The following is a 17,073-nucleotide window of genomic DNA, read 5'->3' on the forward strand; positions in this document are numbered from 1 at the left end:
GGTGAGGGATACTGCCCGCGAACAGCAGAAAAAAACAAAACGACCAAATTACATATGTTGTAATTTGGTCGTTACTGTGTACTGACTTTCTTTAATACTTTTGAAAAATCTACGAGTTCACCAAGAGTTGGCGGAGCTGGCTTAACTAAATATTCTTTGTCCTTTTCCACAAGTTTAAAGATATTATATGTTGTCATCGCATCATCTAGCGCACAATGATGCTTCCCCGTCCCTACTTTTCCATACGCTTCAATTGCTTTCCATAACCCAGTTTGGTTTCGTTCTCCAAAGAAACGTTTATACTCGAGCGATAAGTCTCGGCACTGCCCTGAAAAAGGAAATTGTACACCCGCCGCTGCACAATTATGTTTTAACACTTTCATATCCATATTTCCCCACGTTACAACTGTTGTTTGACAACGTTTTTCATATTGAGCCAGTTTCTCGACAAGCTGGATAAATGAGATTCCCCCGTTCACTGCTTCTTGGTTAATTTTCAAAAATTTTTTACACCGTTCTGTTAAAGAAGGAAAAGTCTGTGGCTGCACATATGATGAATACGTATCTTTCAATACACAATCAACAACTGATACAAGCCCAACTTCAATAATCTCTTGAAAAAAACCCTTTGGCTTTTTTCTATTTTGAGGCATCGTGAACTCAAAATCCAAAAATAAAAATTGTTGTTCATCCATACAATCCCTTCCTTATCATTTCGTCTACTTGCATCCCTTTCAAACTTAACGATTAAACACGAACAGGCTCGAATGCATAGCTTTTATGCTGAAAATCCCTTTATACATTCAGGTAGGATGTATCTTATGTATATGTCAAATAACCGCAAATATTTTTAAAAATAAGAAAAAATCATTTGTACAGAAAATACGACAAAACAAACGCTTTCATTTACATCTGACATTTTTCTACTTTATAATGGCTTTAAGTGTGTGTCATACATATTTTTATGACGCATTAAAAAAGTTACCCAAAAGGAGATGGAATTTTTGCACGAAACAACGCAAGAAATCGCAAACTGGCAATATTTTTTTGCTATCGCAGTCTTTCTAATTACATATGCCATTATCATTTCAGAAAAGATCAATCGTGCTGTCATCGCACTTCTTGGTGCAGCGCTTATGGTAATCTTTGGAGTTGTTGATCTGCACAATGCTTTCACAAAACATATTGAATGGGGAACGATTACGCTACTAATCGGTATGATGATTTTAGTAAACATCACAAGTAAATCCGGCGTATTCCAATATGTTGCTATTAAAGCTGCTAAACAAGCAAAAGGAAATCCAATTCGTATTTTAATTTCTCTTTCTTTGCTTACCGCGCTTGGTTCCGCATTTTTAGATAACGTAACAACGGTACTACTTGTTGTTCCAGTTACCCTATCTATTACGCGTATTTTACAAGTAAATCCTGTTCCATATTTACTATCCGAAATTATTTTCTCAAATATTGGAGGAACTGCAACATTAATTGGTGATCCACCAAACATTATGATTGGCTCTTCAAATAAGCATTTAGATTTTAACGCTTTCTTATTTAACTTAGCGCCAATCGTAATCATTATTATTGCTGTTATCGCAACGATGATTTACTTTATGTATCGTAAACAACTCATTGCTGATCCTGTACAAATTAAAAAATTAATGAGCTTAGATGAAAAACAATACATTAAAGATGCTGTACTCATGAAAAAATCATTAATTGTACTTGGACTTACAATCCTTGGTTTCATGACTCATTCTATTTTCCACATTGATGCAGCCGTAATCGCTTTAACAGGCGCTACTGTTTTAATGCTAATTGGTGTAAAAGAGCATGAAATTGAAGATGTATTTGCTCACGTAGAGTGGGTTACCATCTTCTTCTTCGCCGGTCTCTTTGTACTTGTTGGTGGATTGATTGATATCGGACTCATTAAAATGTTAGCTCAAAAAGTAATTAGTTTAACAGGTGGAGATATTTCCCATGCATCCATTCTTATTTTATGGGTATCCGGCATTGCATCAGCAACAATTGATAACATTCCGTTCGTTGCAACAATGATTCCACTTATTAACGATATGGCAGTCGGACTTGGTTTGTCGCCTTCTGATGCACAAATCGATGTATTATGGTGGGCATTAGCATTAGGAGCATGTCTAGGTGGAAACGGAACATTAATCGGAGCTTCCGCTAACGTAATCGTAGCTGGAATCGCAAACCGTGAAGGACACAAATTTAGCTATATGGAATTCTTAAAAGTTGGTTTTCCAATTATGATTGTGTCATTAATTATTTCTCATATTTATATTTACTTACGTTATTTGATGTAGACATACAAAGCGGAAGTGGCTTGCTCAGAATCGTAGGACGTTGGAGCACCCGACAAAGAAGTGCTTTTTACTTCGTTCGAGGGGGCGAAACGACCGGAGATTCTAGCCACTGGAGCTAGACATACAAAGCGGAAGTGGCTTGCTCGGAATCGCAGGACGTTGGAGCACCCGACAGAGAAGTGCTTTTTACTTCGTCCGAGGGGGCGAAACGACCGGAGATTCTAGCCACTGAAGCTAGACATACAAAGCGGAAGTGGCTTGCTCAGAATCGCAGGACGTTGGAGCACCCGACAGAGAAGTGCTTTTTACTTCGTTCGAGGGGGCGAAACGACCGGAGATTCTAGCCACTGAAGCTAGACATACAAAGCGGAAGTGGCTTGCTCAGAATCGCAGGACGTTGGAGCACCCGACAGAGAAGTGCTTTTTACTTCGTTCGAGGGGGCGAAACGACCGGAGATTCTAGCCACTGAAGCTAGACATACAAAGCGGAAGGGCAGCCCTTCCGCTTTTTCTAATACCTCGGTGTCTCTTTTCGAATTACAAATAGATGAATTGGAAGGAAAATACAGCATGTTATCACGTGTAAAATCGTAAATAACACCGCGTTCGTACCATATCGATCTAAAACGGCATATATCAAATAAATCGAAAGAACAATCGTTACAACACTTGCTAAAACGTGTATAATCGGGACAAAATTCAAAATAAAACATGCGATATATACGCCAAGCACTTTCCAACCCGCATCTGCTTTCAAAGAAGCAGGTAACTTCTCTCTTACTAAATCGCCACATACTTTACTATTTAAAAAAGGAATAAAAGCAAAAACAGCATCGTCAGCTTCTTCATTTTTTGCCATCGTATACAATGCAAATGCAGTTAATAAATAAGAAAGAATTCCCCATATAAAAATGATAAAAACAACAAAAAAACCAAGTGCGAATAAACCTGCTAGTACACCTTGCTCTTCCATAATACACCCCCCCTCTCTATTCCCATCATATTTCCCATATCCATTGTTTATGTTTTAAATTCATATCCCTTCTTTGTATAATATGAAAAAGAAGCAAGAAAGGAGAACAATTTTATGCACCCATTTGTAGAAGCCCTAAAGCAACATTTCATTGCACATCAGAACCTAGAAAAAGCAGAACCCATGGCTCGTTATATGAAAAATCACTTCCCATTTCTCGGTATTCAAGCACCGGAAAGAAGAAAACTATTACGTGAAGTTATACAATTACATACCCTTCCAGACAAAACAGACTTTCCGGCAGTCATTCGTGAACTTTGGTCTTTACCTGAACGTGAATTTCAAGCCGCCAGTCTCGACGTATTACAAAAATATAAAAAACATCTCGATGATACCCATATCCCGTTCTTAGAGGAACTCATTACAACGAAATCATGGTGGGATTCCGTAGATGGACTTGTTCCTCAATTCCTTGGATCAATCTTTCTAAAGCACCCTGATGCCATTCAAACATATATCCCGAAATGGATTGCCTCAAAGAACATATGGTTACAGCGTTCTGCAATCTTATTTCAGCTAAAATATAAAGAACAAACCGATACAAAACTTCTTTTCTCAATCATTGGACAACTCAGTCATTCAAAAGAATTTTTCATTCAAAAGGCAATCGGCTGGGTACTTCGTGAATATGCAAAAACAAGCCCAGATGTCGTTTGGGACTTTGTCCAACACAATGAACTTTCCCCATTAAGTAAACGAGAAGCATTAAGACATATCGGTCCAACTATGAGCGCGGTACAAGAATAAAGAAACGAAATTCTGGTAAAACTCCATAATAGATATATGCTGGATTACATATGTTCCTCTATTGTGATTTAAAAAGGAACATGATAGAATATGGACATCTATTATTTAAATATGGTAGCGATGACGGACTTATAAGTACTTGCACCGAAGCGATTCAGGGACAGTGAAAGCCTGAAACAGCAAGGAAACGGCAGTCTTGAGCAATACGTGATAAAGTGGTTGTGTTATTCACACATCAACTAGGGTGGAACCGCGGGTATACAAGCTCGTCCCTAGGCAAATATGCCTAGAGACGAGCTTTTTTGTATGTAAAAGCGCAAGCGGCTTGTTCAGAATGTGAGGGGGATGGAGCTTCTGACATAGAGGTGCTCTTTGCCTCGGCGGAAGAAGCGAAGCCACCGAACATTCTAGCCGCTGGAGCTAGACATGGAAAAGCGCAAGCGGCTTGCTCAGAATCATCCGTTCGACAAGTACACCCTGTCATCGCCAATACGTTAACTTACCAAAGGAGGATTTTATTATGTATTCAATGGAACAAGTTGTAAACCTAGCGAAACATCGTGGTTTTGTTTTCCCTGGTTCTGAAATTTATGGTGGTCTTGCAAACACTTGGGACTATGGTCCACTTGGTATCGAATTAAAAAATAACGTTAAAAAAGCTTGGTGGAAAAAATTCATTCAAGAATCTCCATACAACGTTGGTTTAGACGCAGCAATTTTAATGAATCCAAAAACTTGGATTGCATCTGGTCACGTTGGTAACTTTAACGATCCAATGATCGACTGTAAGAAATGTAAAGCACGTCATCGCGCTGATAAATTAATCGAAGACGCTTTAGATACAAAAGGTATTGAGATGATCGTTGACGGTCTTACTTTCGATCAAATGGCTGGATTAATGAAAGAACACGAAGTAAAGTGTCCAGATTGTGGCAGCGAAGATTTCACAGAAATCCGTCAATTCAACTTAATGTTTAAAACCTTCCAAGGTGTTACAGAATCTAGCACAAACGAAATCTTCCTTCGCCCTGAAACAGCACAAGGTATTTTCGTAAACTTCAAAAACGTACAACGCTCTATGCGTAAAAAGCTTCCATTTGGTATTGGCCAAGTCGGTAAAAGCTTCCGTAACGAGATTACACCTGGTAACTTCACTTTCCGTACGCGTGAGTTTGAGCAAATGGAACTTGAATTCTTCTGTAAACCTGGTGAAGATTTAGAATGGTTCACATTCTGGCGTAATACTTGTAAAAACTGGCTACTTACACTTGGTATGAACGAAGAAAGCATGCGTCTTCGTGACCATGGTGAAGAAGAATTATCTCACTACAGTAACGCAACAACTGATATTGAATTTAAATTCCCATTCGGCTGGGGCGAGCTTTGGGGTATTGCATCTCGTACAGACTTCGACTTAAAACGTCATATGGAACATTCTAACGAAGACTTTAACTATATAGATCCACAAACGAATGAACGTTACGTACCATACTGCATCGAGCCATCTCTTGGCGCAGACCGCGTAACATTAGCGTTCTTATGTGATGCATACGAAGAAGAACAATTAGAGAACGATTCTCGTACGGTTCTTCGTTTCCACCCTGCTTTAGCACCATATAAAGCAGCAATCTTACCATTATCTAAAAAGTTATCTGAAGGTGCTCAAGAAGTGTTCGCAGAACTTGCAAAAGATTTTGTAGTTGACTACGACGAAACTGGTTCTATCGGTAAACGTTACCGTCGTCAAGACGAAATCGGTACACCATTCTGTATCACATATGACTTCGACTCAGTTGAAGACAAAGCTGTTACAGTGCGTGACCGTGACACAATGGAGCAAGTTCGTATGCCAATTAGTGAATTAAAAGGCTTCTTAGAGAAGAAAGTTCAATTTTAATATAAATTGAAACTTTAATCAGAGTGGGGGGTTCTTCATCCCCCACCTAACTTCTTTGCTTTTTGCTGAATTTTGAGGTGGGGATATTACTGCTCGCAAATAGCGGGGTACATTACAAGAATAGAAGCAATCGCTTCTCATTTTCTAGAGAATGTTCCTTATTTCATGTTACAATTAAAAAAAGCTTATAATGAAAGCAATTCATTATAAGCTTTTTTTTTTTGCAACTAGGGATTCATAGAAAAAGGAGTTTTTTTATGTCTACATTATTATCATATTTAAAAAGATTTACAGTAACAAAATTAGACCTTATTATTTTTACAATTTTTCTTTTGTGGAAGCTAAACTTATTTTTTAGTTCGCTTTTTGCTGACCCACAAGAAATTGTAATACGATTTACCTTTTTTGAAGTGCTACTCTTATTACCGGTTATTCACCTCTTCTCTAGAAAATGGCGCATTATCTCAATCTTTATATTAGATCTTTCAATTAGCTTATTATTGCTCTCTAATATCATTTATTATCGCTATTTTCATGATTTACTTTCTATCAGCTTGATTAAACAATTCGGACAAGTATCTAGTTTAGCCGATAGTATTTGGACATTATTCGAAATAAAAGATATCATTTATTTTGCCGATATTCCTTTATTAATCATCATTTACATCATTATGTCTAGACAAAATTGGTTTTCACACTCTAAACGCTTTATCAATCACGTGATTACATTTTTAATAATTGTACTACTTATATGTATTCCACTTCGAGAGAAGTATAAATATGTAGAGGGGGCAAATATTACAAATGCTCGTTTTGCAAATACGTGGGTTGCAGATCATCTAGGTATTATTAACTATCACGTCTTTGATATTTATAAGTACATTAGTAACATGATATTAAAAGAAGAAGTCTCTACAGAAAAAGTAACTGAAATAAAACAATGGTATCATGATCAAAACAACGGTATTAGTAAAGGAGATCTTTTTGGAAAAGCAAAAGGTCAAAATATCATTCTTATTCAAGCTGAATCTCTTCAAAGCTTTGTCGTTGATTTAACCATTGATAGTCAGGAAATTACACCAAACTTAAACCGCTTAAAAAAGGAAAGTGTGTACTTCCCTAACTTTTTTGATCAAACAGACCAAGGAAGAACATCCGATGGAGAATTTACAACTTTAGTTTCCATGCATCCATCACGATTTAACGGAAGTATTTACTTTAACTTTGCAGATAATACTTTTGAAGGATTACCATTCATTTTAGGGGAACATGGATATTCTACATTATCAGCACATGGCTATGATGGTGGTTTTTGGAACCGGGCATTTATGCACCGAAATCTAGGATTTCAAAAATCTTTATTTGCAAGCAATTTAAATCCTGGGGAAAATCTAGGCTGGGGATTATCTGATATGGACTTTCTAAATCAAATGGGAGATACGTTACCAAATTTAAAACAACCATTTTTCAGCTTTTTAATCACATTAACTAATCACCATCCTTTTGAATTACCACCAGAGCACCGAGAGTTGCAACTTGGAGATTTAGAGGGCTCATTAATGGGCAATTACCTTCACTCTGCTCATTATTTCGATAAGGCTCTTGGAACTTTCATTGAGAGCCTAAAAGAAAAAGGTCTGTACGATTCTTCCCTATTCGCAATTTATGGTGACCATGATGCCGGATTACCGTTAGAGGAATTAGAAAGAATCGGATTAACACAACAATTTGATCGTCAATTTGATAAAGTACCATTCCTGATTCATAGCACAGCACTCGCAAATCAACAAGGTGTAGTTGATGAACAAGCAAGTGGACATTTAGATATTTCACCGACACTTTTATATTTATTAGGAGTTTCACAAGACGATAAATATTTTTTAGGACAGCCTTTATTTGATCAAAATAGCGAAAATCACTATGTCCCATTCCGAGATGGTTCCTTTGCAAAAGGAGATTATATCTTCTTAAACACAACTGGCTCTTTTAAGAAAGAGAATGTATGGAACTTTAAAACGGAGCAACAAGAAAATGGATTATCAAAGGTAGATTTTGAGAATGCTAATTACAGGTTAACAACTTCTGACTTATTTTTAGAAGGGGATTTAATTCCAAAGGTAAGAAAATAAGAAAAGAGGCACCCACCAGTGGGATGCCTTTTTTTCACATATATAACCTCTTTCAAAATACTTTTGATAACTCTCCAATAGGGAAATTACTATACCTATTACGACGTGATTTCTCTATTGGCCTCTTTTTTCTTTAATAGCAACAGTACACCTTGAAATGCACAACAGCTGATCCTCTTCATCAATAATCCGAACATCCCAAACCATCGTTGTTTGTCCTTTGTGAATCGGTGTTCCAATTGCAGTCACTAACCCTTCACGTTTAGAACGAAGATGATTGGCGTTGATTTCAAGTCCAAAACAAATACACTTTTCTTGATCAATCAAATTGTATGATCCAACACTCGCAACAGTTTCCGCTAAAGCAACAGATGCACCACCATGTAAAAAGCCAAATGGCTGATGTGTACGCCCATCTACTGGCATTGTTGCTACAACTTTCTCCTCCGTCATTTCTAAAAGTTCAATCCCGAGCGCTTCCATTAATGTTTTTGGCATACGACTCTCTCCTTTCACTTATCAAAAATGCATAATTTTCCCTATGTATTTTCAAACTATATATAGCATCAATATAAGGAGGTTACAGCTAGATGAAAAAAAGTTACTTTATTCTACTTCTATTGTTCTCCTCGCTCATTATTGTACCAAATTGTACGAATGCAGCCAAAGCCCCTAACTTGACAATTGACATCCATACTGTCACCCAAAAAGGTAAGAAACCTGATTTGGAATACCAAATAAGTAGGCCGTATTTTAGCAATTTTTATGATCAACAATTTCAAAAAAAATTAAATACCTATTATAAAACAACTACACATCGGTTTAAAACAAACTTAGAAAAAGAAGCAAAAAGGTATTACAATGAAGCAAAAGAAACGAATGCAACCTTTCATCCATATGTTGCGAACGTCGATTATAAAGTGACATTGCAGCGATCACCCTTATTAAGCTTGTATGTAAATTATTATCAGTACACTGGCGGCGCGCATGGTATCTATACATGGAGGGCAAATACATTTGATTTGAAAGAAAAGAAAATATTGAGCTTAGCTGATTTATTTCAAAAAGACAGTGCGTATAAGGATGTCATTCGAACAGAGATCATAAAACAAATAAAACAAAATGAAAACATCTATTTCCCAGATGCAGCTGAAAAAGCAATGAATGCAAAGACCTTTCACTATTTTCTTGAACCCGAGAACCTTGTCATCTATTTCCCACTGTATGAAATTGCTCCTTACGCAAGTGGTATTCCACAATTTCGCATTCCATACACATTACTACGGGACGTACTAAAACCAAATTTTCAAAACATTTTAATTGACAATAGATAAAAAAATTAGCTACGATATTGTTAACCGAAAATCAACAGGAGGTTAACAATATGAAACGATTACGTGCTTTAGATTTAGCATTAGCCGCAATGTTTGTTGCCCTCATGGCAATTGGTGCTAACATCACATCTTGGGCACCATTCTTACAAGTAGCAGGAGTTCCACTTTCCATGCAACCATTTTTCGCCATTTTAGCAGGTCTTCTTCTCGGAAGCAGGCTTGGTGCCCTATCTATGATTGTTTATATGTTAGTTGGCATTTCAGGAGCACCAATCTTTGCAAAATTTGAAGCTGGATTTGGAGCACTATTAAGTCCTACTGGCGGTTTCATTATCGCCTTTATTATTGTGGCCTATGTATCAGGAAAACTTGTTGAGCAAAAAGAAAAACCGCGGTTTAGCACATTTGCAATTGCTTCTGCTGCTGGCATCATTTTAACGTATGTGATTGGAACTACATATATGTACGCAGCTGTAAATGGCTGGGGCGGGGGAAACATGAGCTATAAAGCAGCTTGGATTATCATGATGTGGTTTGCTATCAAAGATATCATTTTTACAATCATCGGTGCAGTCATTGCACCTCGTATATACTATGCTATTTGCCGTTCTGCCTATCAGCATGGTCATTCTGCTTTATCCCGCATTAACAGGCAGTAAAAGTCCGATTGGTGAGGGCTAATAATCAGTGAGGAATGAAGAAAACTTTCATTAGTGATACTGCTGTTGTTTTGAACGAATCGGACTCTTCTTCCCTAACTTCTTTCAAGCGGAGATGTTAGCGGAATCTAAAAAGGATATCATCCTATTGGGTGGTATCCTTTTTTGTACGAAACATCTCCTATTATCCCTACATATATTTGATTTTTACATATAAATAAATTATGCTTGAAAAAGACTTAAAATAGAATAAGGAATTGATTATAAATGATTAGGGAAGCCTCTCAAGATAAGACAAAAAGATTTCTCATTGTAACGCTATTTTTCACACTTGGGACAGCTTTAGGAAAACTACTTGGGTTTGCAAAAGAAGTCACACTTGGAGCTTATTTCGGTACAAACTATGCTGTAGATGCATACGTTGTTGCTTTAAACATACCAACAATTGTCTTTACTGGTATAACCGGTGCTTTTGCTTTTTCATTTATTCCAATTTTTATGGAATTAAAAGGTAAAGACCCTCTTAAAGCGTATCGATTTATGAATAACTTTTTAAATATAGTTCTTCTTATATTCTTTATTCCGCTTTTGCTCATTGAACTGCAACCACATTTTTTCATTAAGATGTTTGCACATGGTCTCCCTGAGCAAACAGCACTATTATCAGCTTATCTGCTGCAAATTATTTTTCCAACTGTATTTTGTACATTTTTTATTGATATCTTTAATGCTTATTTAAATAGTTTACATAAATTTCGGATTACAAGTATGCAATGGGTTGTACTAAATGGTATTACTCTTCTTGTTTTCGTTCTACTGGTACAATGGATTGGAATTTATGCACTTGCATTAGGAGTTATTATCGGAAATATTGTGCAAACTATGCTTGTTTATTTTGCTTCCAAGCATGAAGGGTATCGCTATCAGTTTTTAATCGATTGGAAAGATCCTTCTCTAAAAACAATGATGTCCTTAAGCATTCCTGCTTTTATTACAAGTACATCTGTTCAAATTAACCTACTTGTAGACCGTACATTAGTTTCTGGATTAAAAGAAGGTTCTATTGCAGCTCTCAACTATTCTCAAAAGTTATATTTTATTCCACTCGGATTAATTGCTGCACCAGTTTTAACAGTTATGTACCCTAAATTTGTCGAATATGTAAATCAAGAAAACTGGAAAGAGTTTATTCGCCTAATGGAAACAAACCTTAAAGTGTTGTTATTTTTATTTATTCCAGTTTTTATTTACTTTACCTTTTTCACTGAAGAAATTGTGAAGGTTATCTATAACTACGGTGCTTTTGAAAGAGATTCCATTATACTGACGGCAACTGCCTTACAGTTCTATTCACTAGCCGCTCTTATGCAACCGTTAAAAGATTTACTCGATCGCTTACTATTTTCTCTGAAGCTCAATAGATATATTATGTACGCATCTATTGTTTCCATGATTATTAATGTTATATTATGTATTATACTTGTTCCTTATATAGGCTTAGCTGGTGCAGCCCTTTCTACTTCTATCGCATCGGCTAGCACAGTATTTATGCTATTATGGATGCTTCAAAAGTGCATGAAAGAGAAAGAACAGATAAATTTGCATTACGCTAGCTTCTTGTTAAAATGTACCGTTGCATCTTTTGTAAGTTTGTATGCTTCCAAACTGCTGCTTCATTTCTCACATGACACAAAGTTTCTTATCTTATTAGCAATAACAGTTGGTGCTATCGTTTACTTACTCATTACTTACATATTAAAGGTAAAGGAGCTACAACAATTGCTATCGCTATTTTTAGGTAAAAGGAAGGATATAAATGAATAAAATTATGTACCTTTTGAATTACGTCGGGGATGGTGGATCAGAAAAATACGTCCTAGATTTAATTCAAGCTGTTGATCCAAAACGTTGTATTCTTGTATATTCTACTCCCGGTCCTTTCTTACATAAGTTTGAAAAACTAAACATACCAATATACCGTATAGAGATGCACCATCCTTTTGATATACAAGCTGCAAGGAAATTAAAAAAGGTTATACAAAAAGAACAAGTAAGCATTGTTCATACACAATTTTTGCGTGAAAATTACATTGCGATTTTAGCAAAAATGTTTGGTGCTCCCGTGCGTGTCATTTGGACATATCATGTGGATGTTCAAATGGCATATCATTTAAGATGGAGCAATACTTTTTTCACTCGTTATAACGATACCATTATTTGTATTTCAAAGTTTATGAAACAACAGCTTACTCAAAAAGGCGTTCCAAAAGAAAAAATAAAAATTATTTATAATGGTTTACATGATCCATATACAAATGCTCTACCAGTCCACCATAAACCAATGAAGATCGCTGTAATCGGAAGATTGAGTAAAGAAAAAGGACAACCCTTCTTATTAAGAGGCTTGCAAAAATTAAGAGAGCTACATCCATCTTTACAATGGCAATGTAACATAATTGGAGACGGTCCCTTAAAAAGTGAATTACACAACTTAATTACGAAATTACAATTAAACGATTACGTTTCGTTACAGGGGTTTCAAGATAACATCATAAAAGAATATGAGGAACATGATGTAGTCGTAATTCCTTCTGAAAATGAAGGACTATCTTATGTTGCGATTGAAGCGATCGCAATGAAAAAACCTGTTATTGCAACAAACGTTGGGGGTTTACCTGAAGTCATTGTCCCGAATCAATCCGGTATCTCCATACCATATGGAGATGAGGAACAATTAGCAACAGCATTAGCAAAGTTGTTACAAGACGAACAACTTTATTATTCCTTAGCAGAATGCGGACGCGAGTATTACTTACAAAACTTCACCTTCCCTAAAATGGTGAAAGAAGTAACAAACATTTATCGCATACCATCATCATGTTAAAGGAGATTCTATATGACACATCTAACTCGATTCCATTATATAGTACTAAGCATTCTCTTCGTTACATTAGGATTATTCTTTTCATCACCTTATACCGGGCTATTCATTTCAGTTGTACTAGCAGTTTCTGCTTTTCGAGATGAAAAGCTCGGTATTGCTTATTTACTATTATTTATTCCGATGCGTCCCTTCCTTGTTGCCTATAATGCTGGACTAAAATTTATTGGTCTTTTCATTATTATTTCTTTATTATGCAAAGTATTTTTACAATATCGCCATAGCGTTTCAAAATTATTCTCATTTCATTACTTTGAAATTGCATATTTTTTATTTTGCTTATTTGGTGCGATTCTCGGCTTTGTTAATAATGTTTCACTGATGGCAATTATGATGCAATTGCATACCCTTCTATTATTTTATTTTGTATTCTATATTGCGACCCGTATCTCTTTTCATAATGACGATTTATTATTTTTTGCACAAACTACTTTTATCGCTTCCACTATCATTTCAATACATGGTTTAGTTGAAAAGCTATCACTACGAAGCATAGGGCTTCCAGAAGCATGGAAAGAGCTTGTACTAGCTCCAACCAATAAAATCCGTATATACGGGATGATAGGCGGTCCAAATGAATTAGCGCTTTACTTGACGTTAGCTTTTTTAATTTCGCTGTGTTTGTTGCGAAATACCTCAAAACAAATGAAGTATTTGATCTATACAGGCCTTACACTTATAGCAACAACTTTATGGTTAACATATTCACGCGGGGCATTTTTAACAATTATCATTTTTTTAATTCTTTATATCGTTATACATCGAGGCGCATCGCATTGGAAAGCGTTACTTCCTATCGTTCTTATTTCCTTTCTATGCGCCACTGGTATATCTAAAATGACAAACTATTTAGAAGGAGAATCTATCGGATCTAAGCGCTTTTCAGAAGCATTATCAAAAGAAACTGTTGAACTAAGTAAGGAAGATGGACGTATTTATTATGTGAAAAAAACACTGGAAATTTTCCAAGACAAACCGATTACTGGATATGGCTTTGGAACATTTGGGGATGCAGCCACTCAAACATATTCATCACCAATCTATGAACAATATAAAATTACATGGAATTTTTATTCCGATAACCAGTACATTCAAATTCTTGCTGAAACAGGTATAGTCGGAACAATTCTTATCTTCACCTTCGTCTTTGGAGTATTATCCATTCTGTGGAAATATCGTAACGGGCATAAAATTTCTCCCTTAGTACTCTATTTAATGGTTGGAGCCATTGTTGGTAGTGCGTTTTATAACATTTTAGAAATTGCTCCGTTTATGATGTATTTCTTTTTGACAGTTGGATATTTATATCCAAGAATGCAAAAAAGCTACTGATATTTTCAGTAGCTTTCTCACGTTTTATTTCGCTTTCTTTCTGAATACTTTAATTTGCCAAACCACAAGTAATCCTGTAAGAATAACACTTATGATTGAAATGATTATACCTATTTTTAAACCTGGTGAATCGAATGTGAGCACAATTTCATGCTTCCCTTCTGCGGCTTTAACACCTAACAGCCCACCAGCAACTTTCTCCATTGTGCTTTCTTTCCCATCAACAGTAACTTTCCATCCCATATCGTAAGGAATTGGAAATACAAATGTTGCATCTTGGTTTAATTGAATACTTCCCTTAACCATTTTTCCTGTATTTTCAGTAACCTTCATTGTAGTTTTTTGCAGATCAGCTATTGTCTGATTGAATTCTTCAATATCTAATCCATATAATCTTAACCTTTTCAAAGTAAAGACATCTTCATTTTCAACCTGTATCTTCATTGTTACTACACCTTTTAAAGGAAAATACCCGAAATCAGTTAATGTTTTCTCTACGTCTGGTGGCAAATAACAAGCATAGTGATCATTTACCGATATCTCTTTCCAGTTTTCAATTCCTTCAGCTAACCCATATAATTGCACTTCTTTTGGTATGTTTACTTGAATAGTAATATATCCTGGTGCTGATTTATCGATTTTTTCATATTTGCCTTCTTCTTGCGAAACAACAGACATATTTTTTAAAGTAATCTTCGGTTCTGCTAACTCTTTGAATAACGTTCCTTCTTTTACACCAATTAATTTCTCTTGTAAAATGAAAGGATTCTCTTCATCCTCATAAGGTGGCTGTTCAATTGCATAGCCAAATGGGACAACATTTTTATTTTGGAATACATTCACAAAATCAAACTGTTTGATTTTCTCATAACCATATTTCGGAACACTTCCATCTTCAAGCTTATAACCAATCTTCAAAATAGCATCCAATAATAATGTATCACCATGATTATTTGCTACTAAAAAGTCTGGAGATGTGGAATATCCGGTTTTCTTTAAGAAACGATGGAAACCACCATTTGCCATTGAATTGAAAGTCTGGAAAGATGGATAATTATATTGTAACGAATCATTTAACGTTCGGAAATATTTGGAACTTACACGCATATTCTCTGTATTGATTCTATTTACATATTGAACTGCCTTTTTAGTTTCTTTGTTTATTTGATACTCTTCACGTTTGGCATAGTTCATTTCTTTATGTAGCCCACGAATATAAGTACTTGTATTTAAACCAATATCAAATATTAAACAAACCAATAACACACATGTTGTTAATTTAGACAATGTCGGCTTTATCATTCTAATATGTAGCACAACAGTAATAATCGTGATAAACAAAGCATTAAAAATTAAAATATCATTATGAATTACTTCATAATCTTTCACAGACAAGCTATACAATAAAATAAGGTGTATTGCATAAAAAATCCATAATGGCATAATATACTTGTGATTCAGCAGTTGAAACACACGTGCTGCCATTACAATAACTAACATAACAAAAGTAAATGCAAAACGATGTGGATATGCATTTGGTGGTTTATTTCCATGCCACGCTAGATTTAAAAATGGAATTGCAAAACTACAAATTAAAAATAGAAATAGAAATATAAATAGAAACTTTTCTTTTTTCTTAATTTCTTTATTTACAAAATAGAGGGGTAATAACACCAATACGAGTGTCGATACATATACATTAGGGGCACCAAATAAACTTGAATCATATCCTCCAGATAACAATTTCCAATAAAAAACGAATAAATCTAAGTTCCATTCGAATGTAAAAGGCATTGAATTAACACTATACGGACTATTTTTTAAAGCCTCAAAAGTCGGAAGGATAATCCAAGCTCCCATTCCTGCCGCTAGCCCTGTTCCAATGCAGAATAAGATAAAATATTTACCCCATTCTTTAATATTCTTCATATCATAATTTGAAAAAAGACGAATAATAAAATAAAGGAATGTAAAGATTCCTAACATAAACGAAATATAGAAGTTAGCAATAAACATAATTGCTAATGAGATGGTAAAGAAAAAAATATTTCGATTTTGTAGGAGTTTTTCAACACCTACTAAGATCACAGGTAATAGTACAATACCATCTAGCCACATTACATGAAACGAATATGCCATCACGTAACCAGATAATGCATAAGCTGTAGAAAACAATAATAAACCTTTATGTTCTTTCCCTACTAAATAACGTAAAAGCCAACCACACGTTACACCTGCAAACCCTACTTTTAAAAGTGTAATCAGAAAAATAAATTCTGGAATACTCTCCTTATTAAAGAAATACAGAAGAGCAGAGAATGGACTTGATAAGTAATAGGCGAACGTTCCAATAAAGTTACTACCCCCACCTAATTCAATTGTGTACTGTAAACTTGTTCCTTCTGTAAATACACTGTGCAAATAAGTATAAAATTGAACATACTGTGTATTCAAATCGCTAATTAGCACTGAATACTTTCCAAATGGATACACACCAAACAAAGCATAACTGGTAAGCAATATTCCAAATGGAACTAAGAAGAAAAGAATACCATATAAACTCCTTAATATTTTCATCATCTTACGCTCCCATTTTAGCTTATTCATATATACTACTATGAATTCACGTCAACAAATATATAAAAATCCTCTCAAAGCAGGTTCTGTTATC

At 35.4% G+C, this 17,073-nt stretch carries 13 protein-coding genes; 9 read left to right on the plus strand and 4 right to left on the minus strand.

The features are described from left to right. Nucleotides 1-71 precede the first annotated feature (71 nt). Nucleotides 72-695, minus strand: coding sequence for a 3'-5' exonuclease KapD (gene kapD, locus QUF99_RS25420; RefSeq protein ID WP_289373806.1), 624 nt, complete (start codon nucleotides 693-695; stop codon nucleotides 72-74). A 309-nt stretch (nucleotides 696-1,004) separates the two neighbouring features. On the opposite strand from kapD, the gene QUF99_RS25425 reads away from it, so the two are divergent. Beyond that, nucleotides 1,005-2,330 (plus strand): ArsB/NhaD family transporter, encoded by a 1,326-nt coding sequence (locus QUF99_RS25425; protein ID WP_289373807.1) that lies wholly within the window; start codon nucleotides 1,005-1,007, stop codon nucleotides 2,328-2,330. Nucleotides 2,331-2,841: 511 nt separating this feature from the next. Here the strand turns inward: QUF99_RS25425 and QUF99_RS25430 are convergent. Continuing rightward, the gene (locus tag QUF99_RS25430) at nucleotides 2,842-3,303 is read right to left on the minus strand and encodes a hypothetical protein (RefSeq protein WP_289373808.1); all 462 of its coding nucleotides are present in this window, start codon (nucleotides 3,301-3,303) and stop codon (nucleotides 2,842-2,844) included. 114 nt (nucleotides 3,304-3,417) lie between these two features. On the opposite strand from QUF99_RS25430, the gene QUF99_RS25435 reads away from it, so the two are divergent. The 3 genes from QUF99_RS25435 to QUF99_RS25445 all read left to right on the plus strand — a co-directional run bounded on the left by QUF99_RS25435 (nucleotide 3,418) and on the right by QUF99_RS25445 (nucleotide 8,136). Next, entirely contained in the window at nucleotides 3,418-4,110 is a 693-nt protein-coding gene (locus QUF99_RS25435) for a DNA alkylation repair protein (RefSeq protein ID WP_289373809.1), read from the plus strand. Between the two features lie 520 nt (nucleotides 4,111-4,630). Further along, nucleotides 4,631-6,007: a glycine--tRNA ligase gene (locus tag QUF99_RS25440; protein ID WP_289373811.1), complete on the plus strand. Its 1,377-nt coding sequence runs from the start codon at nucleotides 4,631-4,633 to the stop codon at nucleotides 6,005-6,007. A gap of 257 nt (nucleotides 6,008-6,264) precedes the next feature. Next, nucleotides 6,265-8,136, plus strand: coding sequence for an LTA synthase family protein (locus QUF99_RS25445; protein ID WP_289373812.1), 1,872 nt, complete (start codon nucleotides 6,265-6,267; stop codon nucleotides 8,134-8,136). Between the two features lie 114 nt (nucleotides 8,137-8,250). Here QUF99_RS25445 and QUF99_RS25450 read toward each other — a convergent pair whose 3' ends face one another. Then, entirely contained in the window at nucleotides 8,251-8,634 is a 384-nt protein-coding gene (locus tag QUF99_RS25450) for a hotdog fold thioesterase (protein ID WP_289373814.1), read from the minus strand. Nucleotides 8,635-8,726: 92 nt separating this feature from the next. Between QUF99_RS25450 and QUF99_RS25455 the strand changes: the two genes are divergently transcribed. From QUF99_RS25455 to QUF99_RS25475, 5 genes are all read left to right on the plus strand, one after another. Beyond that, the gene (locus tag QUF99_RS25455) at nucleotides 8,727-9,470 is read left to right on the plus strand and encodes a DUF3298 and DUF4163 domain-containing protein (RefSeq protein ID WP_289373816.1); all 744 of its coding nucleotides are present in this window, start codon (nucleotides 8,727-8,729) and stop codon (nucleotides 9,468-9,470) included. A gap of 50 nt (nucleotides 9,471-9,520) precedes the next feature. Then, complete coding sequence (locus tag QUF99_RS25460; protein ID WP_289373817.1) at nucleotides 9,521-10,129, plus strand: biotin transporter BioY; 609 nt, start codon at nucleotides 9,521-9,523, stop codon at nucleotides 10,127-10,129. 267 nt (nucleotides 10,130-10,396) lie between these two features. Further along, nucleotides 10,397-11,953 (plus strand): murein biosynthesis integral membrane protein MurJ, encoded by a 1,557-nt coding sequence (gene murJ, locus QUF99_RS25465; protein ID WP_289373818.1) that lies wholly within the window; start codon nucleotides 10,397-10,399, stop codon nucleotides 11,951-11,953. Beyond that, complete coding sequence (locus QUF99_RS25470; protein ID WP_289373819.1) at nucleotides 11,946-13,013, plus strand: glycosyltransferase family 4 protein; 1,068 nt, start codon at nucleotides 11,946-11,948, stop codon at nucleotides 13,011-13,013. Before murJ ends, QUF99_RS25470 begins: the two co-directional genes overlap by 8 nt. A 12-nt stretch (nucleotides 13,014-13,025) precedes the next feature. After that, nucleotides 13,026-14,402, plus strand: coding sequence for an O-antigen ligase family protein (locus tag QUF99_RS25475; RefSeq protein WP_289373820.1), 1,377 nt, complete (start codon nucleotides 13,026-13,028; stop codon nucleotides 14,400-14,402). A 24-nt stretch (nucleotides 14,403-14,426) separates the two neighbouring features. On the opposite strand, the gene QUF99_RS25480 is transcribed toward QUF99_RS25475, so the two are convergent. Next, a complete protein-coding gene (locus QUF99_RS25480) occupies nucleotides 14,427-16,979 on the minus strand; it encodes a YfhO family protein (protein WP_289373821.1) in 2,553 nt (850 codons plus the stop codon). Between the last annotated feature and the right edge of the window lie 94 nt (nucleotides 16,980-17,073).

Origin of the sequence: Bacillus sp. DX4.1 (genome assembly GCF_030348195.1) — a bacterium.
In the GTDB taxonomy this organism is placed as follows: domain Bacteria; phylum Bacillota; class Bacilli; order Bacillales; family Bacillaceae_G; genus Bacillus_A.

Bases quoted from the DNA above. Each gene is read 5' to 3' on its own strand.
- kapD (WP_289373806.1), bottom strand. From the start codon at position 695: ATGGATGAACAACAATTTTTATTTTTGGATTTTGAGTTCACGATGCCT.
- QUF99_RS25430 (WP_289373808.1), bottom strand. From the start codon at position 3,303: ATGGAAGAGCAAGGTGTACTAGCAGGTTTATTCGCACTTGGTTTTTTT.
- QUF99_RS25435 (WP_289373809.1), top strand. From the start codon at position 3,418: ATGCACCCATTTGTAGAAGCCCTAAAGCAACATTTCATTGCACATCAG.
- QUF99_RS25440 (WP_289373811.1), top strand. From the start codon at position 4,631: ATGTATTCAATGGAACAAGTTGTAAACCTAGCGAAACATCGTGGTTTT.
- QUF99_RS25445 (WP_289373812.1), top strand. From the start codon at position 6,265: ATGTCTACATTATTATCATATTTAAAAAGATTTACAGTAACAAAATTA.
- QUF99_RS25450 (WP_289373814.1), bottom strand. From the start codon at position 8,634: ATGCCAAAAACATTAATGGAAGCGCTCGGGATTGAACTTTTAGAAATG.
- QUF99_RS25455 (WP_289373816.1), top strand. From the start codon at position 8,727: ATGAAAAAAAGTTACTTTATTCTACTTCTATTGTTCTCCTCGCTCATT.
- QUF99_RS25460 (WP_289373817.1), top strand. From the start codon at position 9,521: ATGAAACGATTACGTGCTTTAGATTTAGCATTAGCCGCAATGTTTGTT.
- murJ (WP_289373818.1), top strand. From the start codon at position 10,397: ATGATTAGGGAAGCCTCTCAAGATAAGACAAAAAGATTTCTCATTGTA.
- QUF99_RS25470 (WP_289373819.1), top strand. From the start codon at position 11,946: ATGAATAAAATTATGTACCTTTTGAATTACGTCGGGGATGGTGGATCA.
- QUF99_RS25475 (WP_289373820.1), top strand. From the start codon at position 13,026: ATGACACATCTAACTCGATTCCATTATATAGTACTAAGCATTCTCTTC.
- QUF99_RS25480 (WP_289373821.1), bottom strand. From the start codon at position 16,979: ATGAAAATATTAAGGAGTTTATATGGTATTCTTTTCTTCTTAGTTCCA.